Origin of the sequence: Granulicella rosea, assembly GCF_900188085.1 — a bacterium.
GTDB classification, from domain to species: Bacteria; Acidobacteriota; Terriglobia; order Terriglobales; family Acidobacteriaceae; genus Edaphobacter; species Edaphobacter rosea.
This window is the reverse complement of the sequence record NZ_FZOU01000001.1, coordinates 283665-306243: the sequence shown is the minus strand read 5'-3', so window position 1 is coordinate 306243 and position 22579 is coordinate 283665. Positions and strand designations below refer to the sequence as shown.

The window sequence follows — 22579 nt, the reverse complement described above, 5'->3', positions numbered from 1 at the left end:
CTGGGTTCCGCCGAAAAACTCCGCATCATCCATTGTTTTGCTTGCGAAACGCTGTCCTATACTGGTGGGGCGGATGCGTCAAGCGCCGCGCCCCGGAGCACCCTCGTATGGCCCAGCAGGAGCCAATCCGCAAGCGTCCCGCACCGACCCAGGAGATCCCGGACAAGCTCTACTTCCGGATTGGGGAGGTGGCGAAGCTGTGCGATGTCCCGGCCTACGTGCTGCGCTTCTGGGAGGGCGAGTTCCCGCAACTGAAGCCCAACAAGGGCGGCACCGGCCAGCGGCTCTATCGCCGGCGCGACGTCGAAACCGCGCTGCGCGTCAAGACGCTGCTCTATGACGAGGGCTACACCATTCCCGGCGCGCGGCAGGCATTGAAGACCGAGCTGCGCGGTTCCAAAGAGCCGCAACTGGCGCTTGGCATTGCGGATACGGGTCCGTCCACGGTGGACGCCGCGCCGCTGCGCAAGCTGCAGAAGGATCTGCGCGACCTCTACACGCTGCTCTCGAAGCCGCCGGCCAAGCCCAGCGTGCAGCCCATCCGCGGCGGACGCCCCGCGCCCGCGCCGTTTGCGACCAGGCCCGCGCCCAAAGCTACCGTCAAGGCCTTCCCGAAGCCCAAGACGCCTTCGCTCTACGACTCCTTCGACCGGCTCTTCGATACGCTGCCGGAGTCCGAGCCGAACGAGAGCTAGGGATTGTGCTGCGTCATCGGTCTCCCACAAACTTGTCATCCTGAGCGAAGCTGAAGGATCTGCTTTCTGCCCGGTGTAGCGAGGTCGCTCTGGGCAAGAAGCAGGTCCTTCGCTGCGCTCAGGATGACAGGCGTTTCAGGGCCACCGCGCCAGCGCCACTCTCGGAATCCCCTGCAGGTCGTCGATGAACCCCACCGCATCCCACCCGGACAAGAGTTCCGCAATCGCATCTCTCTGGCCGAAGCCGAACTCCATCGCCAGCAGGCCGCTGGGCTCAAGCGACTGCGCCGCCTGCGGGATCAGCCGCTGGTAGACCGCCAGGCCATCGTCTTCGGCGAAGAGCGCGCCGGCGGGTTCGAACTCCGTCACCTGCGGGTGCATGGTTTCGCGGTCTGCCGACGGAATGTAGGGCGGGTTCGAGACGATGGCGTCGAAGCGCTCTCCCGCAACCGCCGCCAGCAGGTCGGACTCGATGAACCGTATGCGATCCTGCACGCCATGCCGAATGGCGTTTTCCCGTGCGATGGAGAGCGCGGCAGGGGAGAGATCGAGCGCGGCGACCTCGGCCAGCGGCAGCAGGTGGGCAAGCGCAATCGCGATCGCGCCCGAGCCTGTGCCGATGTCGGCGATCCGCACCGGCTTATCTTTGGGCAGCCGGGCGAGGACGGCTTCGACGAGGTGCTCGGTCTCGGGCCGCGGGATCAGCACGGCTGGCGTCACCTTCAGGGGCAGGCCGTAGAACTCCTGCTCGCCGAGGATGTACTGCAGCGGTTCGAATACGACGCGGCGCTGCAGCATCGCCTGGTAGGCGACCTGCTCCTCCGTGGTGAAGCGCCGTTCGGGATGCGCGACCAGAGTGGCGCGGGTGACGCCGAGGGTATGCATCAGCAGCAGCGCCGCATCCTGCAGAGCGGTCTCGCGCAGTTCGGGCCGCGCGGAGAGCTGGCTGACGCCGCGCCGCAGCGCCTCTTCCACAGTGATCATGCTCTTGAGAATAACCGCTACGGCAGGCCGGTCGAGCCGGTGGAGTTGTTCGACGGCGCGGCTACCTGGTTCAGAATGCGCTGCACGAAGAGAATCTGGATGTGGATGTGGCTCGCTACGTCGGGCAGGAACTCCGTGATCACATTGCCGATGGGGTCGGTCGCGTAGCCGGTGACGATGCGCTTCATGGTCGACGGCCCGTTGGTCGCGACGCCGGGCACGTAGAGGTTCGAGATCTCGGCGCAGATGGGGTTGCCGAGCAGCGTGGAGTAGTTCGGCATGGAGCGGCCGTAGTCGCTCTCCGCGATGACCGTGCGGGAGACGGCGTGCAGCAGCCGGCGCGGGATGCTCGCGTGCGGCATGCGGTGATAGTGCGGGTCTTCGTGCGTGACGGAGGGAATCGCGAAGGTGCCGAAGAACTCGCCCGTGGCGTCCTGCAGGTAGCTGTAGCCGATGTCTTTGCCGAAGCCCTTCAACCCCGGACCGTAGGCCGTGCGCGGGTTGCTGCCGATGGTGTATGCCGCGTTGCCGACGATGGTCAGCGCGTTGAAGGGATCGCGCAGGCTGTGCAGCGCGAGCTTGCCCTTCTGCAGGGGCGTCAGCGGTACGGGCGTCTTCGAGTTCAGAAAGCGGTGGTACGGGCTCTCGGGCGCGCAGGGGACGGTCCGCGGCTGCCTGGCCTGCTCCGCCTGCTCGGCCTCGGTGGTTGCCGGTGGCTTGCAGGGAACGGGGTTCGCGGCCAGCACGGCGCTGGGCGCGTCGGGCAGACCATCGGGAACCTCGTCGCCCGGCTGCCGCAGATGCAGGGTCAGCGCGGTCGAGCTGGGGACATCGTAGCTCGCCGGCAGCGTCTGGGCCTGAAGATTCCGGGCGCAGAGGCTGGTGGCGAACGCAAGTCCGAAGATCCCCAACCAGCCCGTGCGCATGACCGCCCCCACGTACGCATCTGTAGATTTATGACGTGCGGACTGCCGTTTTGTTGTGCCGTCTTACTGCTGGTTGCGATGGAAGCCGTGGAAGTAATCCGGCAGGAACTCGGCCATGACGAAGCCGAAGGCCGAGCCGGCGACCGATCCGGCGAAGGTCTCGGCGACCTCGCCGAAGCCGCGGTTGATCGCTGGGTAGTAGGCCTGAGTCATGGCCGCGCCCGCAAGGTTACCGCCCAGCAGGCTGAAGTTCACCGTGCTGGCGCCGCCGTCGGTGCGGGTGAAGAGGGTGCGGGTGGCCGCGTAGCCGATGCGCTTGAAGGGATTTTTGCCCTTGCCCAGGCGGTAGTAGCGCGGATCTTCCTTGAGCACCGAGGCCAGCACGGAGTCGCTGAAGACGCCTTCCGAGACGCCACGCGCGGCGGATGCGCCCAGCCGCTGGCTGAATCCCTTGAAGGTCTGCCCGTAGTTCGGGCTGCTGTTGGTGATCTGCTCGTAGCTCGCGGCCAGCACCCAGCCGGTGGCGGAGATCGGCAGCACGGTGTGCTTCACGCCGAGGATGACCTTGTCGAAGACCGTCAGGTGAGGCGCGACGTCGCCCGGATTGATGTACTTGTCATGCACGCCGGCGACGTGGCCGGTCTTGTGCGTGGGCGCAAGCGTCGTCGTCTGCATATCCTCCAGTTCTTCGTTGGTGAAGAGACTGCTGGAGGCGCCGATGGAGACAGGCGCGGGCGCGGATGGACCGGACACGGTAAAGCCGGGCGAATCCGGCAGCGTGACCTCGGCAACCGTCTGATTCTCTGGCTGAACGGAACTCTGGGCCGTAGTCTGAGCCGAGCCGAAGCGTGTTGCGGCGAGCACCAGCGCGCCCATCAACGCAGCCTCTCCGTACCTGCTGTAAAGGTGGGCAAAACGTGCGCGGGTCTTAGTGTTGTGTTTCAATGAACGTGCCTCGATCTTGGTGAGTTTCCGGTGACGGAATAAGTTGCCTGATTACTGACTCTTAGGTCAGACGCGCACATTTGCGTCGCTGTTGTATGGCCATGCGCCGTTACCACCTTGGCGCTGCGCGTCAGATTGCCGAGACAAGCGTGTATCCCCTCCTCAATACTGTGATTGAGAGGGTTCCGCCATGCCATTCGACACACCGAAACAGCCGTGGGAGCAGCGTCTCCGCGAGGCCGGCGCGCAGATCGAAGAGGATCTGAAGCGCGTCATCGCCTACGTGAACGACGAGGTGGTGCCGGATGTCCGGCGCAACGGCTCGGAAGCCCTGCGCGCCGCCGCCGCGGAGCTGCAAAGGCTTGCCCAGCGGATGGACGAGCGCAACGCCGCGCCCCCACCGCCGCCGCCCGGCCCGCCCAAATACTGACCATGCGCCCCCGCCTCCAACTCGCAGCCGCACGCACGCTGCCGCTGGCCTCGCTGGCCGGCGCGGCGTTGCTGCTCGCTGGCTGCGGCCATAAGGCGGAGGTCTACGCGCCGCCTCCCCCGCCGCCTCCCGCGCGCCGCGCCCCGGCAAAGACGCCGCCGAACGCGCCTGCCGCGCAGGCCGGCGTGGCGAAGCCGAAGCCCGTGCTGCCGCCCGACGACCTCACCGGCAAACCCATCTCCACCGAGATCGGCATGGCGAGCTGGTACGGACCACCCTATACCAACCGCAAGGCCGCCGACGGCTCCGTCTTCGACCAGAACGCAATGACCGCCGCGCACCGCACGCTGCCCATGGGCACGACCGTCCGGGTGACGAATCTCGCCACGGGGCAGTCGGTGATCGTGAAGATTACGGATCGCGGACCGTTCGTCTCCGGCCGCATCCTCGACCTGTCGCTGGGCGCGGCGAAGGCCACGGGCCTCTACCGCATGGGAGTCGCCAAGGTGAAGGTCGAGGCCTTCGCGCACAACACCGCCGACCCCGGCGGCCGCTGGTGCGTGCAGATCGGCGCCTTCATCGACCCGGCCGACGCCGTCCAGTTGAAGAACGACCTGCTGCGCCGCTATGCGCCGTCGAAGGTGATCGAGTTCGCCGGACCCACCGGCCACTGGGTCCGCATCAGTCCCGCAACGCCCGACCGCAAGCACGCCGACCAGATCGCCGAGACAATTCATGTTCCGGATGCGGAGCCGTATGTGGTGCGGTTGAACTAGAGCGGTTGCCTTAGGTGTCCAGTGCCTTGCCACAATGCCTGTCATCCTGAGCCCAGAGAAGGACCTGCTTTTTAGAACGGATTACCTTTGCTGACGAGCGTCCCCAACTGCCTGTCATCCTGAGCGTAGCCGAAGGATCTGCTTTTGTTCTTGCTGTTGCTTGTTTTCCGCTCTGACTAGAGCATGAAGAGGCAACGACAAAAGCCAAAGCAGATCCTTCACTTCGTTCAGGATGACAGGCGCCTGTTGCGGGGGGCTGGATACCCGGCAATCCGGGCGCAGCAAACAAAAGGGCTGCGAGATATCTCGCAGCCCCTTTGCCTTCCAGCATAAATCCTACTGGTTGTAGTTCGCCTCTTCGACCTCTTCGATGCCGTAGCGGCGAAGCAGGTTCGGCAGGTTCTGCGAGAACGCCGCGCGCGGCATCACCGTATCGCAGCCGGCCTCGACCGCCTTGGCCTTCAGGTCGCCCTGCAGGTGCGAGAGGAAGCCGATGATGGAGGTGCTCTTCTTCAGCTTGGCCTTCAGCTTCGGGATCAGCGTCAGCGGCTTGGCGTTCGCGTTGTTCAGGTCGAAGACGATCAGGCCGGGACGCTCTTCCTCCGACGCCGAGGTGAGAGCGGCGATCTGCTCCTTCTCGTTCTTGGCGAAGCCGACCTTGACGCCCAGCTTGCGCGCCGTCTCGCTGATCTTGGCCAGGAAGAACAGGTCCTCGATGAAGAAGTAGATCTTCGTCGGGGCGTCCTCGCGGATCGGAATGGTGCGGCCCTGCGAGTAGTCGATGGGCTGCGAGTCGCTCTGGTAGCCGCCACCGCCGCCGCGGCTGCGTCCGCCGTAGTTGCCGTTGCCGCCGGTCTCGATGGTGGAAGGCGGTGTGTCGGCGAAGTTGCCGTTCACGACGCGGTAGCTGTGGTCCATGGGGCCGACGAAGCCGCCGCGCGAACCGCCATTGCCTCCACCGCCGTTGCGCTGCTGTTGCTGCTTGCCGAATCCGCCGTTCTTGCGTTTGAATCCGCCGGCGTTGTTGCCTGGCTGGTGCGTGCTGCCGTCGCGGAAGCCCGCGCCCTGATTCTGCTGGCCGCCGCCGTTCGAGCTGGCCTGGTTGCCGATGTTGTCGCGATTGCGCTCTCCGCCGCCGCCGCGACCGTCGCGCTCGCGGAAGTTCTTCTTCTTCCAACGCTTAGTGCCCGCGGGATTGGCGCCGTTCTGCTGGCTGCCGTTCTGCTGCTGGCCGGCATTGGCCTGGAAGCTGCGTCCCTGGCCGGGCTGCTGGTTGCCGCCGGCCTCGGCGGGAGCCGCGTCGCCACTGCCTTCCGCGCTGGGCGTGGCGTCCGAGCCTGCGGCCGCCGCGTCGGTGGACTTACCCTTACGCTTGCGTCTGCGCCGGCGGCTGCTTTTGGACTGGCCCTGGCCATGCGGCACGTCGGAGCCTTCTCCGCCATCCTGGCTATCGTTTTCGGCGTTATGGTTGAAGCCCTGCTGGGCAACCTGCGGCGGTCCCTGGTGTACTTCTACCTCGGGCACATTCTGCTCTGAAGTCATGCTTCCACTTCCTCTTACCTGCTGCTGAGATCACGTGCTGAGAGCTGTCTATCCATCGCCGCCAGGGCGTTGGACACGGCTTTCCGACGACCGCATGCACCCCTGCCGGGGTTTACCTTCAACTTCCACTGCAAGCGGTCTTCGAGTGCCGGGGGGAACAGTCTCAAGTTTTTCGACTCGTGTCTGAATATAAAGCGTCTACACCTGGAACGCTTACGCCCTCAGTACCCGGGAGAACATAAAACGCTCGATAGAAACGCCTGCGTAAAGACGTCTGTTGTTTCTCTTCGTCTGCCATGGCCGGCTGACCTCGGAGTCTGCCGGAAAATCGCGGTACGAACCTTACACAAAGCCTGCCACAACCAAGTGCCGGCACAGATTAAACCTGAAGCGTACTGCAAAGGCCGGTTTGGAATGTTTGGCGGACGAAACCGGTATCCATGCATCGATGGAGAACAGCTTTGATCTCCTCGATGTGCGATTCGCCCTTCGACTCTGTCGTTTGCAAGCTTTCCTGCCATGCGGCTCGCGGGAATGATCTGGCTCGCGGAATGATCTTGGTGGGCTGCTCACCGGCTCAGTTTGCCGATTCGCTTGAACGCCCATCTGCCGCCATCTCGCTTAACGGCATATCCGCTACTCTGCGTGCGGCACCCATAGCCATTTGCAAGGTAAACTTAGCTTAGACCTAAACGTCGGCCAAAGCAAGAGATATGCGGAGGAGTCGCGAAAAAACCTTCATCGTGCCCACTTTTCGCTTTGGCTACCCTGCCCCACGCAGAGCAGCCGAATGCGTATTTCCGTGGTCCTGCGTACTGCCAATGGCCAGTCACGGCCTCCAAAAACGGTATTCGGCTCCATCCCGACCTGGAAAGGGCGAATCCCGAACCTCGTACCGGCAAGCCATGCCATCTGTGGGCGTGGGCTCTTCCGGGAGTACGAGGTGCATCCGGCGCGGTCTTGCATTGCACCAGTCATACGTGAGAAGAGCAATCCTCGTGCCAAACGCATTTGTGGCCGCATCCTCATTGAAATCTGAGAAATACACGATCCTCGGTATAAAGATGGAGCTGCAATGCAACGGGAAAACACAGATTTCGGCGTGTGCGTCTACATATTTCTGTAGACTTCGAGGCCGGATCTCTTCGAAGCTGGAGCCAATTCGTTTGACCGCTCCCCGCCCGTCACCTATATAATTTGTGCAGTCTGGCTGTACCCTCGTTTCCATCTCTTCCGCAACGGTTCCGGATGATCGAGACACAACCGGAGACGGCGCCAGCTCACTGGCCGAAGCTGAATGGATTTTTGGAAGCGCTTCACGTTGGCCCAACACTTCCATGCTGCCTCGCAAAAATCATCTTCAGACGGCTCACCCCCAGACGACTTTTTGAAGAAATACCGCAGTACAGAAGACCAAGGAGCTTTACACACCGCATGAACCGCAACCTCACACTGCTGACCGCGCTTGCCGCCGCCCTCGTCTCGCCCCTCGCCATCGTTCCCGCCGCTGTCGCCCAGGCTGCTCCGGCCGCCGCCGCCGCGCCTGTGGCCATGCCGGCGCAGATCGCCCTCATCGCCTTCGAGCAGGCTGTCTTCGCCTGCAACGAGGGCCAGGTTGCCGCCCAGGGCGTGCAGAAGAAGTACGAGCCGAAGAAGGCGCAGATCGAGACCCTCGCCACCGAAGTGGACTCGCTGAAGAAGCAGCTTCAGGCCGCTCCGGCGACCCTGTCGGACGAGGAGCGTGCCAGCCGCCTCCGCGCCATCGACACCAAGGAGAAGCAGTTGAACCGCGACGCCGAGGATGCGCAGACCGCCTACAACACGGACCTGCAGGAGGCGCTCGGTAAGGTCGCCCAGAAGCTCTCGGTCTCGATGAAGAACTATTCGCAGTCGCATGGCTTCACGCTGCTGCTCGACGTCTCCGCGCAGGGTTCGAACGTCCTCTGGGCGCTGCCGAGCACGGAGATCACCCAGGCCGTCGTGGACGACTACAACAAGACCTCGGGCATCGCCGCTCCTGCTCCTGCCGCGCCTTCGGCTGCGCGTCCGCGTACGACGGCTCCGGCTGCCAAGCCCGCCGCCAAGTAGCTCTCACGCTGTAAATGGAACCGCCCGGACGCGATCTGCGTCCGGGCGGTTCCGTTTTGATGGACAAAGATCCGTGACGGCGCCGTCGCGAAGAGAGAATGTGCCAATTTCGAGACATCTCATCGTTCGCCTGCCGGTCACATCGCGAACGCATCGTTATATCCTGCAATCAGTTTAGCCATTTTCTTGAGAAGAACGCATATACCTTGCCCCAGCATGGGATGAGAGGCTGTGCCTTCGATTTTCGGGCCTTTCAGATAGTGGGGATCACACGATGGCGAGCAAGCGCCTTTCAGTCCGCATGACAGCGGTTCCGGCGCGGTTCAAGGACCGCGAACTGTATTGCAGATTCCGCCGGACCGCGAGGCGTATCCCAACCTTGCTCTTCATCCTGTTGGGCGCGCATGCGGTCTTTGGCCAGGCTCCGGTCGTGGCGCAGGGGCCGGGCGGATACGCGGATACGATCTTCGACCAGCTCAACCATAAGAACGGACTGTCCGGGAGCGTTGCCCAGGCCATCGCGCAGGATAGCGACGGATTCCTGTGGGTGGGCACGGAGATGGGTCTCTCGCGTTGGGATGGGTACAACGTTCGCAGTTACGTCACGCAGCCCGGCACGACGGGTTCGCTACCCAGCAACAATGTCATGACGCTTTACCTCGATCCGCAAGGGCGTCTCTGGGTCGGCACCAACCACGGGCTTTCGCGTTACGATGCGGCGCGCGACCGCTTCGATACCTTCACCCCCAGCGGCCCCACCGGCGACTACCCCTCGATCTATGCCATCGTGACCGACGGCCGCGGCGGCCTGTGGCTGGCCACGCGCAAGGGACTGGATCACTTCGACCCCAACACCGGCCGTTTTCAGCCGGAGCTGATGGCCGGCAACCAGACCGGTCGCAATACCCCCACCCTTATCCGCGATCCGGACGGGCGTCTGTGGGCAGGCACGACGCGCGGACTCTTCGTCAGCGATGGAGCCGGTCACCACTTTCAGCCTGTCGCCGTCGTCGAGGGCAAGCCGCCCACGGTGTGGAGCCTGCTGCGCGATCGCGCGGGACGGCTGTGGATCGGCACGACGGCGGGCATGTACGTCCTCGAACCCGGCGCGGCGATGCCCCGGCCGCTGCATGAGAGCGATCCAGCCAGCCCGCTCGACCGGCAGGGAATCGATGCGCTCGTCGAGGTCGAACCCGGCGTCCTCTGGCTCGGCACCTACGGCGAGGGCATCGTCGAGGTCGACACGAAGAGCTGGCAGACGCATCGCATTCTGCACCAGCCGTCCATTCCCACCAGCCTCGCGCATAACCTCGTTGACGTCTTCTTCCGCGACCGCGCGGGCGCCACCTGGGCAGGCTCCGTCGGCGGACTCAGCCGCCGCAACCCCACCGGGCAGGGCATCCTGACCTTCTTCGGCGGCACGGGCGACGCGGCCCACCCCATCGCGGAGTCCGATATCACCGCCGTGAGCGTCATGCCGGATGGCCGTCTCTGGCTGGGCCTGCTCGAAAAGGGGATCCAGGTCTTCGACGCATCCGGCCGCGAGCTCAGCGAGCCGATCTCCGCCGCGTCTCTCCTGAAGATGCAGAACGTCGCCAGCTTCGCGCCCGCGCCGGACGGCAGCATGTACTTCGGCTCGGAGCAGGGGCTCTATCATGCCGACCGCGACGGCCGGCACATCCGGCACATCGACCTGAAGGAGAACAATCTCAAAGTGACGCAGGTGGCGTACGACCCCGCCGGGCTCTGGCTGGGCACTCCAGCAGGCCTGTGGCGTCTCCCGCTTCCGCTCGCTGCGGGCACGCAGATGTCGGTGCAGGTGAAGAGCCTTCCCGCCGGCCCCATCACCGCGCTGCTGCGCGGCCAGGGCTCGGATCTGTGGGCTGGCCTGGGCAACAACGTCTACCGTATCGATGCCGGGACGCTGGCCACGGAGCGGGCCGCGCTCGAACCCGGCCGGTCCACGCCGCTGCCTGCCGCCGTCATGTCGCTGATGGCCGATCGCGCCGGCCGTGTGTGGATTACGACCGACGGCGCCGGGCTCTACCAGGTGCAGGACCGCGTCGCGCAGGGACAGCTACAGATTCGCAAGATCACGACACTCGACGCCGGTCGAACGCTGGAAGCTGCCGACGGCGGCATCTGGTTTCCTGGCGGCGACAGCCTCGCCCGGCTCGATCCGCATACGCTCGCGGTCCAGTCCTTCAAGCAGCCGGACGGCGTCGCCATCCCCGGCTACTGGGCCGACTCCGGCGCGGCAGGGCCGGATGGACGGCTCTACTTCGGCGGCGTGGGCGGGCTCACCATCGTGGACCCGCGGCGCACGCGGCAGTGGGCTTACGCGGCGCCGGTTGCCGTCAGCCAGGTCTCGGTGGGCGATAAACCCGCTGTCGGCGCGCGACAGCTTGCCAACTCCGGCGCCGCGCCGATCCTGATTCCGGCCGACGCCAACCGCCTCGCGGTCGAGTTCTCCGCGCTCGACTTCAGCGCGCCGGATCGGAATCGGTACGCCTACCGGCTCGTCGGCTTCGATCGCGACTGGGTGGAGGCCGATACCGGCAGCCGCATCGCGCGCTACACCAACCTGCCGCCCGGCGGCTACACGCTCGAGCTGCGCGGCTCCAACCGCATGGGCGACTGGGGCGCGACACGCGCGGTGGAGATCCGCGTCCTGCCCGCGTGGTATCAAACTCTCTGGGCTCGTCTGCTGGCCGTGCTGGCCGCGATTCTTGCGGTCGTCTTCATCCTGCGCATCTACACCGCGCTCCTGCGCGCCGGTCAACGAGAGCTGAAGCGCAAGGTCGCCGTCCGCACCGGGGAGCTGGAGTCGCTTACCGTCAAGCTGCAGCAGAGCCAGCAGGAGCTTGAGTTCATCGCTCACCAGGACAGCCTTACCGGCCTGCCCAACCGGCGCATGTTCACGGCATGCTTCCGCCAGTTGCTCGAAGGCAAACGCCAGCAAGGCGGCGCGTTTACGCTCCTTCTTCTTGACCTGGACAAGTTCAAATCGATCAACGACAGCTTCGGTCACGACGCCGGCGACGCCCTGCTTCAGACCGTGGCGGAACGGCTCCGGGCGCTCGCCGGGCAGAACGATTGCTTCGCCCGGCTCGGTGGCGACGAGTTCGCCTTTCTACTGGCCGATATCGGCGACGACACAGCGGCCGCGCAGACCTGCCGCCGCATCGTGGCCGCGCTCGAAGATCCGATGCTGTTGCCTGGTCTCACCTTGCAGACGACGCTGAGCATGGGAATGGCCGTGTATCCCAACGACGGCCGGGATCAGGAGAGCCTCTACAAGGCCGCCGACCTCGCGCTCTACGAGGTCAAACGCGGAGGCCGCAACGGCTGGCGACGCTACATGGCGGAACAATCGGCGCCGCTCGGCGAGGCTGCCGGCAGCGGTATGCGCTGAAGCGATCGCGACGTCGCCGCGAGATTCAACCCACCCAGACGCTTGTCATCCTGAACGGAGCGAAGGACCTGCTTTTGCCGTTGCTTGTTCTCGCCGGCGACCGTCGTGTAACTGAATCCTGCGATGCGGGGCTGTCGTTCGTCCATTTGCCAGCCTGAGCGAAAAGCAGGTCCTTCGCTCCGCTCAGGATGACAAACATTGTGCTTCAAGATGACAAATACGGCGCTGCGAATATTGCGCTGCGTGCGAAAGACTCGCCGTTCTAGTCTTCGCCGACCTTCAGCACGGCGAGGAACGCCTCCTGCGGGATGTCGACCTTGCCGATCCGCTTCATGCGCTTCTTGCCTTCCTTCTGTTTGTCGAGCAGCTTGCGCTTACGGCTGATGTCGCCGCCGTAGCACTTCGCGATCACGTTCTTGCGGATGGCGGTGACGGTCTCGCGTGCGATGACCTTCGACCCGACGGCGGCCTGGATCGCGACCTCAAACATCTGGCGCGGGATCAGCTCGCGCATCTTCGACACCAGCAGGCGGCCGCGGCTGACGGCGAAGTCCTTGTGGATGATGATCGAAAGCGCGTCCACCGGGTCGCCGCCGATCAGGATGTCCATCTTCACCATCGGCGAGATCCAGCTTCCGGCGAGCTGGTAGTCGAGCGACGCATAGCCGCGCGAGACCGTCTTCAGCCGGTCGTAGAAGTCGAGCACGATCTCGTTCAGCGGCAGCTCGTAGGTGATGAGCACGCGCGTGTCGGAGACGTACTCCATGTTCTGCTGGCGTCCGCGCTTCTCTTCGACCAGCTTCAGGATGCCGCCGACGTACTCTTCATTGGTCAGAATCTTCGCGATGATGACCGGCTCTTCGATCGTCTCGATCTCGGTGGTTTCGGGCCAGCGCGACGGGTTGTCGACCTCGAGCACGTCGCCGTTGGTCAGCGTGATCTTGTAGCGTACGCCGGGCGCGGTGGTGATGAGGTCGAGGTCGTACTCGCGCTCCAGCCGTTCCTGAATAATTTCGAGATGCAGCAGGCCGAGGAAGCCGCAGCGGAAGCCGAAGCCCAGCGCGGCGGAGCTTTCGGGCTCGAAGCTGAAGCTGGCGTCGTTCAGCCGCAGCTTTTCGAGCGCGTCGCGCAGCATCGCATGCTCGTGCGAGTCGACCGTGTAGAGACCGGCGAAGACCATGCTCTTGATGTCTTCAAAGCCCGGCAGCGCCTCGGCGCAGGGACGGTCGACCTCGGTAATGGTGTCGCCCACCTTGGTGTCGGCCACGTTCTTGATGGTCGCGACGAAGAAGCCGACCTCGCCGGCGGAGAGTTCGTCGAGCGGCACCGGCTTCGGCGTCATCACGCCGAGGGAGTCGACCTCGAACTGCCGCCCGTTCGACATGATCTTGATCTTCATGCCCTTGCGCAGCTTGCCGTTGATGATGCGGGCCAGCACGATGACGCCGCGATAGGCGTCGAACCACGAGTCGAAGATCAGCGCCTGCAGCGGCGCGTTCACATCGCCCTTGGGCGGCGGCAGCAGCGTGACGACGGCTTCGAGGATCGAGGCGACGTTGAGGCCCGTCTTGGCCGAGACGGCGACGGCGTCGTCCGCCGGCAGCCCGACCGTCTTCTCGATCATCTCCTTCGTCCGCTCGATGTCGGCGGAGGGCAGGTCGATCTTGTTGATGATGGGGATGATCTCAAGGCCGTTCGAGATGGCGAGGTAGGCGTTGGCGAGCGTCTGCGCTTCGACGCCCTGGGTCGCGTCTACAACCAGAAGGGCTCCCTCGCAGGACGCGAGGGAACGCGAGACCTCGTAGCTGAAGTCCACGTGGCCGGGCGTGTCGATGAGGTTGAGCTGGTAGGTCTCGCCGTCGTTGGCCTGGTAGACCATGCGGACGGTGTGGGCCTTGATGGTGATGCCGCGCTCGCGTTCGAGGTCCATGGCGTCGAGCACCTGCGCCTGCATCTCGCGCTGGGTGAGCGAGCCGGTCAGCTCCAGCAGCCGGTCCGACAGGGTGGACTTGCCGTGGTCGATGTGCGCGATGATCGCAAAGTTGCGTATGTGTAGAGGGTCCATTGCAATCTCTAGGCTAACATCCTGCCCGCAGAGCGTCGCGCCGGGTTGGGGGATCGGAGGTTTGCAATTCCCGCCGGAGGACGACGGGCGGCTGACGAGAAGCCGACTTGTGAGGATCAAAAGCCTGTCTCGTGGTGTCTAAGCACCCATGCGCAAGCTGGTTAGGTGTATAGCATCCATTTCCGTGCTCTCAATTTCTTTGGGGTGTTCGCGTAGCAAACCGAATCAGGTACCACCGGTGCTTGCCAGTACCCCCGAAATGTACTTCTATACCAATCCTGCGAAACAACTCTTCTGGGTGGGCGAACCCGTTGTCATCGGGCTTGAGCTTTACAGCCGATTTGAACAGCCAGTTCTGGTGGCCCCCCTGCAAAACAATGAGTTCGTCCAATTCAAATTAGTAGGACCTGACGGCAATGAAGTGCCGTGGCAGGGCAAAGCACCAGACCACGCCAGAGCCTACTCCCCTTCTGATTTCAAGGTGCTCGAACAGTACAACGCAGTCAAGGCTGAGAGAACCATTTCGCTGAAAGATGGGACAGGGTTTGCCTGCAACCGACCTGGCCAGTACACGCTTACCGCTGTGTTCTCTATGGGGTCGCCGGAGCACTTCACTTTGTTCGCAGATCAGGCAAAGCCTATAGTAGGCTCCGTTCGCTCTTCAAAGCTGGCATTTTGCATCGATGCGTGCATTCTCAAACAGGTTCCGGTGAGCAACGATGCTCCACCGTCTGCTCTTCAAGCTGTCGGCTTGTTCTACACCGACGTCATCAAGTACCACAGCTCGGGTATTCCGGTCGGTCATATAAAGGAAATACTTGGCCCTCTGATGAGCAAAAAACTCGCCCAGGAGATCGACAGCCTGAGCGCGTGTGACAAAGATTATTTCCGGCGCTATGGTGAGATTCTCCGTGTGCACACTCTCAAGGCCGCAATCCCGTGGGGTGAGGCAGGTCTGTTCACAGGCCCAAATGACGCATCAACTCCGTCTGCGTTTCGTATTCTCGGCAGCAGAGCCATTGGGGAGAATCGCGTCGACGTTCTAATTGCGTTCAAAGAGGATTGGGGCGAATCCCAAGGTGATGTGACGGTCGTTCTCGAGAACAATCGGTGGGTCATTGACGATTACGTGGCAATGTACGAGAACGATAAGCTGGAGCGCTTGTCTGCCGGATATTCGGTTTGCAAAGACGGTAGATGGGTAGGCGAACCGGCCTACTGACAGAACCGCTGAGGCATGAAGAGGCGCTAAGGGCGTCCGTTTTATTTTCAGTCAGTCCTCATAAACGCTCATATCGGAAGCATCCCATAAAGTCCCAACGCGCACCGGGAACCCCCGCACGGCCAATGTGGAGCCAGACTGCGACGCCGAGCAAACGACGCAGAGGTGATGGCGACACGCGCGCCCTGTCTTTCGTCTTACAATCAGACGAGTCTCGATGGCACACACAAACCCTTACGCCCGCCGCCTCGCCCTGACCCTGCTCTGCGCGCCCCTGCTGCTGCTGGCGGGTTGCCCGGGCGATCCGCTGGCCGATCAGACCAACGCCATCACGCTGCCGGCCAACGCCACCGCGCCCACGCTCTCGCCGCAGAGTGCGCAGGCGCAGGCCGTCGCCGCCGCCGCGCAGGCCGTGGCCGATCAGAACGCGCAGCAGGCCAAGGTGCAGGCGCTGATCAACCACGTCGACCAGAGCTATCGCAGCGGCGTCGAGAACTATCGCGCCAACCGGCTCGACGCCGCGCGGCTGGACTTCGACTTCGCCGTCGACATGATGCTCACCAGCGGGATGGATCTGAAGAACGACCCGCAGTTGTCGGACTCCTTCGAGCGGTTGGTCGACGCCATCAACTCGCTCGAGTTGGCGGCGTTGAAGGCAGGCAACGGACTCTCGCCGAAGCTGGAAGCCGCGCCGCTCGAATCGGCCGACGACATCACCTTCCCGGCGAACCCGGAGCTGACGGCCAAGTTGAAGGCGGAGTTGAACCTTGCGTCGGACCTGCCGCTCGTCATCAACGACCAGGTCGCGGGATACATCGGCGTCTTCTCGAGTTCGAACAGCTTCCGTAATCACATGGCCGCGTCGCTGCAGCGCGTGGGCAAGTATCGCGGGCTCATCCAGAAGGTGCTGACCGAAGAGGGCGTGCCGCAGGATCTCATCTATCTCGCGGTGGCGGAGTCTGGCTTCCAGCCGCAGGCGTTGAACGCTCGCTCGGGCGCCGGCGGCATGTGGCAGTTCATGCCCGCGACCGGCGCGAACTTCGGCCTGACGCGCAACGGATACTTCGACTACCGCTTCGATCCGGAGAAGAGCTCGCGCGCCTATGCGAAGTACATCAAGGCGCTCTATAACCAGTTCGGCGACTGGTATCTTGCGATGGCCGCGTACAACTGGGGACCGGGCAATATTCAGCGTGTGGTTCAGCGCACGGGCTATGCGGACTTCTGGGAGCTGTATCGCCGCGGCGTCATGCCGGCGGAGACGCGCGCGTATGTGCCGCAGATTCTCGCCGCGGTCATCATGGCGAAGAACCCGGAGAAGTATGGACTCGACAAGCTCGTGCCCAGTCCGCCCGTGATCTACGACACGATCGTCACCGACTACAGCATCGACCTGCGTCTGGTGTCCGATGTCACGGGCGCGTCGATGGCCGAGCTCGTTGCGTTGAACCCAAGCATGCTGCGCATGGCCACGCCGCGCGATACGAGCTTCGACCTGCATATCCCCGCGGGCACGAAGCCGTTGTACGACGAGCGCTTGAAGGACATCCCCGAAGACCGCCGGATCAGTTGGCGCTTCCATGTCGTGAAGGCAGGCGAGAGCGTCGACGAGATTGCGACCGCGCTGCATGCGAAGGCCGCGGACATCGCGAGCACCAACGGCATCACGTCGACCGACCCCATGAGTCCAGGCGATGAACTCGTCGTGCCCGTGCAGTCGATCTCGGGCACGGCGCGTCCGCAGCGTTACACGGTGGCTCGCGGAGACACACTTGTAACCGTAGCCGATCGCTTCAACGTGTCGGTCGAAGACCTTCGCCGCTGGAACGATCTCTCTGCATCGAGCACGTTGAAGCCCTTCCGTTCGCTCTATGTGGCGGAGCCTGTGAAGCTCGGTCCGGCAACGCGCATGCGTGCTCGCACGCGTGGTGGACGCAGCTCTCGCGGTGGTCGCGCGTCACGCGGTTCCTCGCGTGGTTCATCCTCCGTTGCAAAGGGCAAAGGCTCGCAAAGCCGCGCTACGAGCGGGTCCGCGGGCACATCCTCCACGAAGAAGAAGAAGAAACGTTAGACGTTCCAGCGCATTCCCAAAAAGAACACTTGCCATCGCTGGCGCACCGTTGCATCCTGTTGCTAGAATCCGTCGCGCAGAGTATGTGTACGATGTGATTGCGGCCCGATCGGCAAAGTGCGCATCACATCATGCAGCATGCGGCGAACCGGACTACCGCAGAGGGATACAACACGATGACGTTCCACGATGAAGACCTCGACAAGATCTATAAGCTCAGCGCATCGGCCGATGAGGAAGAGGCGCAGGACTCTCCCGCAAGCCACTCCTTCGACAAGGACGATGACGAGGAAGACGACGAAGAGGAAGAGATCACGATGACCTCGGACGATGACGACGAGCCTGCCTCTTCGCATGCCGAAGAGGCCGTGTTGCTCGCAAGCCCCAGCACGCCGGCCGAGCCATACGAGCCGGCTGAGGCGGAGTCGGTCCTGCCGGTCGCGAATGAGAGCACGCCCGATGTCGGCGCAGTGCTCCAGGAGATTGCGGCGAAGAAGACGGTCGCCAAAAAGACTCCTGCGAAGAAGACTGTAGCGAAGAAGACCCCGGCGAAGAAGGCCGCTGCTGCTGTCGAGCCGCCGCCTCCCGCACCTGTAGCAACTCCAACACCCGCACCCGCGAAGAAAGTAGTGACCGTGAAGAAGGCCGTACCCGCAAAGAAGGCAGCACCCGTCAAGGCAGCACCGGTGAAGGCAGCAGCGAAGAAGGTTGTGGCGAAGAAGACCGTCGCCAAGAAGGTCGTCGCAACGAAGGCGGTCGCGAAGAAGGCCGCGCCGTCGAAGAAAGTCGTCGCCAAGAAGGTTGTGCCCGCGAAGAAGGTTGTCGCGAAGAAGGCCGCAGCCAAGAAGACGGTGGTCAAATCGATTTCGACATCTGCCGCGAAGTACTCCAGTGCTCTACGCGGCGGTAAGGCTGCCACTAAAAAGGCAGCCGGCAACAAGAGCACTGCGAGCAGCAAAAAAACCACCACGAGAGGTATTACCTTGGCCACCAAGAAAGCAGCAGCACCCGCAAAGAAGGTCGTTGCAAAGAAAGTTGTCGCGAAGAAGGTTGTAGCCAAGAAGGCAGTCGCGAAGAAGGTCGTCGCGAAGAAGGCCGCTCCGGCGAAGAAGGCAGTCGCGAAGAAGGTTGTCGCCAAGAAGGCAGTTGCGAAGAAGGTTGTCGCTCCCGCCAAGAAGGCAGTTGCGAAGAAGGTCGTCGCAAAGAAGACAGCCAAGAAGGTCGCAGCGAAGTCGTAGTCTCGGCCCCCGCACCATCAACCAACAGGCAAGCAAAAAGGCCCGGTCCCTCATGCGAGAGGTCCGGGCCTTTTTGCGTCTGCTGGAATCTACTTCTTGGCTGCGGTGATGGCGGCGAGGATCTCGTCGCTGTGCGATGCGATGTCCTTCACCTCCCACGTCTTGATCACCTTGCCGTCGGGCGAGATGAGGAACGTGTCGCGCTTGGCGAAGGACATGCTCTTGCCATCGGGGGTGGTGCGCGTCGAGACCGGCACGCCATACGCGTCGATGACCTTGTGGTCGGGATCGGCCAGCAGCTTGAAGGTGAGGCTGTCCTTCGAGCAGAAGGTCTTGTGGCTCTCGACCGTATCGAGGCTCACGCCCAGCACAACCGCGTTCAGCGCGTCGTACTTCGGCAGGTCGCGCTGGAAGTTGTGCGCCTCCATCGTGCAGCCGGAGGTCATGTCCTTCGGGTAGAAGTAGAGCACTACGAACTTGCCCTTGTAGTCCTTCAGGCTGACCGGCTTCTCTTCCTGCGAAGGCAGCGAGAAGTTCGGCGCCGCCGTGCCGGGGGCCAGCGGAGTCGCATCCGCGGCCGCTGCTGCGTGAGCCTTCATGCCGGCGCCTGCTGCCACGCCGATCGCTACGATCGCTGCTGCCATCCATCCCTTACGCATCTCGTCCTCTTTCGTGTTTCGTTTTAAAATTGATGATGCTCAAGCCGGGGTTGAACTCTGAGAGCACGTCCGGGGCGACATGGCCCGCGCGGCTTGCCCAGCTTCGGGCGCCAGATGCTCGCATTCTACTCCGTAGACGTTAGCCGCGTTGTCACGGACGCGTCTACTTCGCAGCCATCCTCTGATCGAACTCACCGCGATTTGGTTACAGGATTCATTCGGCGACGATGGCGATTCCGGCCTCGTCCGCCGCCCGCACCATTGCTTCGCGGTCGAAGAGCAGCGTGCGTCCGGCCTCGATGCAGAGGCAGGTCGCGCCCGCGCCGCGCATGGTCGCGATGGTTGGCGCGCCGACGACCGGCACGTCGAAGCGCATGTCCTGATTGGGCTTGGCGACCTTGACGACGGTCAGGCTGCGCGCAAGCGTCGTGTCGCCGACGTCGCCCTGCGCCTGCAGGAGCGCGCCGGCGCGTGCGATGGTGGCGTCGGTGCCCTCCATCGCCTCGACGGCCACACAGGCCTGCGCGGCGATGACGACCGTCTGGCCGAGATCGTATCCCGCGATGGCTTTGGCGACCATGCGGCCATAAGCGATGTCCTTCGCCTCGTCCTCGGTCGGCCGGCGCGCGGTCAGGACGCCTGCCTGCGCAAGCAGCGGTTCAAGGTACGCGGTCGAGGAGATCAGCTCGATGCCCTCGTCGCCCAGCACCTTCGCCACCGCGCCCAGCAGCATGTCCGTGTTGCGCGTGCGCAGGTTCAGCAGCAGCTTGGCAAGGCGCCAGTCCGGCCGGATGCTCGAGAAGATCTGCTTGTGCTTCACCTGCCCGGCCATCACGGCGCGCGTCACGCCCTCGCGCTGAAAGGTCTCGATCAGCTTCGAGAGCTCGCCCAGCGACATCCAGTACACGCGAACGCCTGCGTCGGCCTCGGCGCGCGCGTTCATCTCGGGGTCGGTCTCTTCCTTGATCGCCGCGACGACGACGTTCAACCCATGCGCGCGCGCGGCCTCCAGCAGCAGAAACGGGAAGCGGCCATTGCCCGCGATGAGGCCCAGCTTGTTCATGGCGCGCCCAGGCCGATGCGATAGACCGCGCCGCCGGCCTGCGCACTGGGTACGAGCAACGCGGCACCGTCGACGACCAGCCGCTGCGGGTTGACGATGCCGCTGACGTTCTGCAGGACCTTGATCGCCGTGGGGTCCGATACGTCCAGCCGTTGCACCGTCGCCTGGTCGTAGCAGCCGGCGTAGAGGTTCGTGCCGATCATGGCCACGGGAATCGCGTTGCAGGCAGCCGCGCCCGTGCTCGAGCCGCCGGCCGAGCCGCTTGCCGTCAACGGCGCCACGCCCAGCACCTTCATGCTCGCGGGGTTGCTCACGTCGATCGACTCCAGTTGCGCCGCGTCGTAGAAGGTGACGAAGGCCACGCCGTTCGCGACGGCGATCTGCTGCGGCGAGTGCGCCACGGTCAGCGGGCTGCCCACCAGCGTCATCGTCGCCTCGTTCACCACCTGGATGGTGCTCGACTGGTCGACCGGCAGGCTCTCGGAGCCTGCCGCCACGTAGATGTATCCATTCGCCAGCGTCACGAAGCCGGGGTTGGCGTAGCCGCCGGCGACCGGGCTGGCCAGGGTCGTCATCCCGGTAATCGCGGGCGCGGCGGGCGTCGCGATGCTGACCTTCGCCACGCCGCCGTTCGAGACCAGGTTCTTGCCGAAGATCGGAATCAGCACATCCGTGCCGGAGAGCGCCGTGCCGGGATACGGCGTGCCCAGGCCGCCGACGCTGCCCAGCGCGGTCAGCGAGCCGTCGCCGTTGATCGTCAGCGTGACCAGCGAACCCGTGTCGTAGCAGACCACCGCCAGCACATTCACGCCGCCGATGGCCGTCACCACCATGCCGCTCGGATCCTTGCAAGGCGTCGCGTAGACGCTGGCGAAGACCTGCGCGCCGGTCGAGACGTTGTAGGTGAAGATCTGGCCCGTGCCCTGCACGGAGACGAACTCGTAGCTTCCCACGGTCGCCACGGCGTTCGGCACGCCGGTCGCCGAGGGCGTCACGGAGGTGACCGCGCCCAGCGCGACCTGCTGCGGAGCGGCGCCCGTGGACGTGCCGCAACTGCATAACGCAGTTGCAAGTGAGATTGCCAGGCCCGGCAACAACTTACGTCTCAATGGAGTCTTGCCCTTCCGCCGCTAACGTATGCAGCCCCGTTCGCTCTTGCCTACAAAGTCCACGAGGTAGCGCACATGGTCGCCCGCCTCGCCTGCGTCCAGCATGGCACGCATGGCTTCGAGCGCCTGCGTGGTGTTCTTCTTGCCGCCGACCAGCACGCGATAGGCCGCGCGCAACTCCTTGATCTGCTGCGGCGTAAATCCGCGCCGCTCGAGGCCGACCTTGTTCAACCCGTACGCATGATTATCGCGCGAGATCGAGGTCAGCGAGTAGGGAAGCACGTCCTGCGTGATCGTCGTGCCGCCGCCGATGTACGCATACTGTCCGATCCGGCAGAACTGATGCACCGGGCACAGCGCGCCGACGACGGCAAAGTCCTCGACCGTCACATGCCCGGCCAGCGTGGCGGAGTTCGCCAGGATGCAGCCGTGGCCGATCGCCGAATCGTGCCCGATGTGCGTATAGGCCATGATCAGGCAGCCGTCGCCGACGCGCGTCACGCCGCCGCCGCCGACCGTACCGCGCGAGATCGTCACATACTCGCGAATCTGGTTGTTGTCCCCCAGGACGACCCGCGTCGGCTCGTTCTTGTACTTCAGGTCCTGCGGCGAGATGCCCACGCAGGCGAAGGAGTAGATCTTGTTGCCCCGGCCGAGCGTCGTGTGGCCGTCCAGCACCACATGCGAGACCAGCTCGCAGTCCTCGCCCAGCACGACGTTCGCGCCGACCGTGCAGAAAGGTCCGATGGTGCAGCTTGCAGGCACGACCGCGCCCTCGGCGACGATCGCTGTCGGGTGGATGCTCACGCGATCGCCTCTGGGGTTGGCGCGGGAGCGGTCTTCTTCGGTCTTGGCACCAGCATGCAGGTCACGGTCGCCTCGCAGGCCACCTGGCCCTCGACGGTCGCGACGCCCAGCATCTTTACGAAGGTGCGGCGCCAGTTCAGCACGGTCACCTCGATGCGAAGCTGATCGCCCGGCACGACGGGCCGGCGAAACTTCGCATTCTCGATGCCGGTGAAGACCATCAGCTTGTCGTCGCGGTCGGGAATCTCGGTCAGCAGCAGCGCGCCGCCGGCCTGCGCAATCGCCTCGACCATCAGCACGCCGGGCATGATCGGGTAGTCGGGAAAGTGGCCGGTGAAGTGCGGCTCGTTGACCGAGACGTTTTTCAGCGCGACGATGCGCTGCTTTGGAATCATCTCGACCACGCGGTCGATCAGCAGAAAGGGATAGCGATGCGGCAGGATCGCCATGATCTCGCCGATATCCAGGGTCTTCTTCGGGGCAGGGGTTGCTGACTCAAGCTCACTCATAGGCAGCCCTGAGTATAAACCCGCCGCCTTTGCTT

18 protein-coding genes are annotated in these 22579 nt (G+C 63.9%); 8 read left to right on the top strand and 10 right to left on the bottom strand.

What is annotated here, in order from left to right:
• The first annotated feature begins 107 nt into the window (after positions 1–107).
• Complete coding sequence (locus CHB87_RS01375; protein WP_089406589.1) at positions 108–695, top strand: MerR family transcriptional regulator; 588 nt, start codon at positions 108–110, stop codon at positions 693–695.
• A gap of 135 nt (positions 696–830) precedes the next feature.
• Here CHB87_RS01375 and prmC read toward each other — a convergent pair whose 3' ends face one another.
• From prmC to CHB87_RS01360, 3 genes are all read right to left on the bottom strand, one after another.
• Positions 831–1679 (bottom strand): peptide chain release factor N(5)-glutamine methyltransferase, encoded by an 849-nt coding sequence (prmC, locus tag CHB87_RS01370; protein ID WP_089406588.1) that lies wholly within the window; start codon positions 1677–1679, stop codon positions 831–833.
• A 17-nt stretch (positions 1680–1696) separates the two neighbouring features.
• Positions 1697–2605: a hypothetical protein gene (locus CHB87_RS01365; RefSeq protein ID WP_089406587.1), complete on the bottom strand. Its 909-nt coding sequence runs from the start codon at positions 2603–2605 to the stop codon at positions 1697–1699.
• Between the two features lie 63 nt (positions 2606–2668).
• The gene (locus tag CHB87_RS01360) at positions 2669–3550 is read right to left on the bottom strand and encodes a hypothetical protein (protein ID WP_142988155.1); all 882 of its coding nucleotides are present in this window, start codon (positions 3548–3550) and stop codon (positions 2669–2671) included.
• A 190-nt stretch (positions 3551–3740) separates the two neighbouring features.
• Between CHB87_RS01360 and CHB87_RS01355 the strand changes: the two genes are divergently transcribed.
• Positions 3741–3980, top strand: a complete 240-nt coding sequence (locus CHB87_RS01355) for a hypothetical protein (RefSeq protein ID WP_089406585.1) — start codon at positions 3741–3743, stop codon at positions 3978–3980.
• A gap of 2 nt (positions 3981–3982) precedes the next feature.
• Complete coding sequence (locus CHB87_RS01350; protein ID WP_089406584.1) at positions 3983–4756, top strand: septal ring lytic transglycosylase RlpA family protein; 774 nt, start codon at positions 3983–3985, stop codon at positions 4754–4756.
• A 336-nt stretch (positions 4757–5092) separates the two neighbouring features.
• Here CHB87_RS01350 and CHB87_RS01345 read toward each other — a convergent pair whose 3' ends face one another.
• Entirely contained in the window at positions 5093–6298 is a 1206-nt protein-coding gene (locus CHB87_RS01345) for a response regulator (RefSeq protein WP_089406583.1), read from the bottom strand.
• Between the two features lie 1434 nt (positions 6299–7732).
• Between CHB87_RS01345 and CHB87_RS01340 the strand changes: the two genes are divergently transcribed.
• Together CHB87_RS01340 and CHB87_RS01335 are read left to right on the top strand one after the other, a co-directional pair.
• Entirely contained in the window at positions 7733–8386 is a 654-nt protein-coding gene (locus tag CHB87_RS01340; protein ID WP_089406582.1) for an OmpH/Skp family outer membrane protein, read from the top strand.
• Positions 8387–8660: 274 nt separating this feature from the next.
• Complete coding sequence (locus CHB87_RS01335) at positions 8661–11801, top strand: ligand-binding sensor domain-containing diguanylate cyclase (protein ID WP_089406581.1); 3141 nt, start codon at positions 8661–8663, stop codon at positions 11799–11801.
• A gap of 262 nt (positions 11802–12063) precedes the next feature.
• Here the strand turns inward: CHB87_RS01335 and lepA are convergent, their stop codons facing one another.
• Positions 12064–13866, bottom strand: a complete 1803-nt coding sequence (lepA, locus tag CHB87_RS01330; RefSeq protein ID WP_089406580.1) for a translation elongation factor 4 — start codon at positions 13864–13866, stop codon at positions 12064–12066.
• Positions 13867–14125: 259 nt separating this feature from the next.
• On the opposite strand from lepA, the gene CHB87_RS01325 reads away from it, so the two are divergent.
• The 3 genes from CHB87_RS01325 to CHB87_RS01315 all read left to right on the top strand — a co-directional run bounded on the left by CHB87_RS01325 (position 14126) and on the right by CHB87_RS01315 (position 18397).
• Complete coding sequence (locus CHB87_RS01325; RefSeq protein WP_089406579.1) at positions 14126–15088, top strand: hypothetical protein; 963 nt, start codon at positions 14126–14128, stop codon at positions 15086–15088.
• A gap of 217 nt (positions 15089–15305) precedes the next feature.
• The gene (locus CHB87_RS01320; protein WP_089406578.1) at positions 15306–17159 is read left to right on the top strand and encodes a lytic transglycosylase domain-containing protein; all 1854 of its coding nucleotides are present in this window, start codon (positions 15306–15308) and stop codon (positions 17157–17159) included.
• A 176-nt stretch (positions 17160–17335) separates the two neighbouring features.
• Positions 17336–18397: a hypothetical protein gene (locus CHB87_RS01315; protein ID WP_176441534.1), complete on the top strand. Its 1062-nt coding sequence runs from the start codon at positions 17336–17338 to the stop codon at positions 18395–18397.
• Between the two features lie 89 nt (positions 18398–18486).
• On the opposite strand, the gene CHB87_RS01310 is transcribed toward CHB87_RS01315, so the two are convergent.
• From CHB87_RS01310 to fabZ, 5 genes are all read right to left on the bottom strand, one after another.
• Positions 18487–19041 carry a peroxiredoxin gene (locus tag CHB87_RS01310; RefSeq protein WP_245817754.1) on the bottom strand — a complete coding sequence of 185 codons (555 nt, stop codon included), beginning with the start codon at positions 19039–19041 and terminating at the stop codon, positions 18487–18489.
• Between the two features lie 229 nt (positions 19042–19270).
• Positions 19271–20119, bottom strand: a complete 849-nt coding sequence (locus CHB87_RS01305; protein WP_089406576.1) for an LpxI family protein — start codon at positions 20117–20119, stop codon at positions 19271–19273.
• Positions 20116–21228, bottom strand: a complete 1113-nt coding sequence (locus CHB87_RS01300; RefSeq protein ID WP_142988154.1) for an LVIVD repeat-containing protein — start codon at positions 21226–21228, stop codon at positions 20116–20118. Before CHB87_RS01300 ends, CHB87_RS01305 begins: the two co-directional genes overlap by 4 nt.
• A 21-nt stretch (positions 21229–21249) precedes the next feature.
• Complete coding sequence (gene lpxA / locus CHB87_RS01295; RefSeq protein WP_089406574.1) at positions 21250–22035, bottom strand: acyl-ACP--UDP-N-acetylglucosamine O-acyltransferase; 786 nt, start codon at positions 22033–22035, stop codon at positions 21250–21252.
• Entirely contained in the window at positions 22032–22544 is a 513-nt protein-coding gene (gene fabZ, locus CHB87_RS01290; RefSeq protein ID WP_089406573.1) for a 3-hydroxyacyl-ACP dehydratase FabZ, read from the bottom strand. The genes lpxA and fabZ overlap by 4 nt, the downstream gene beginning before the upstream one ends.
• Positions 22545–22579: the final 35 nt, after the last annotated feature.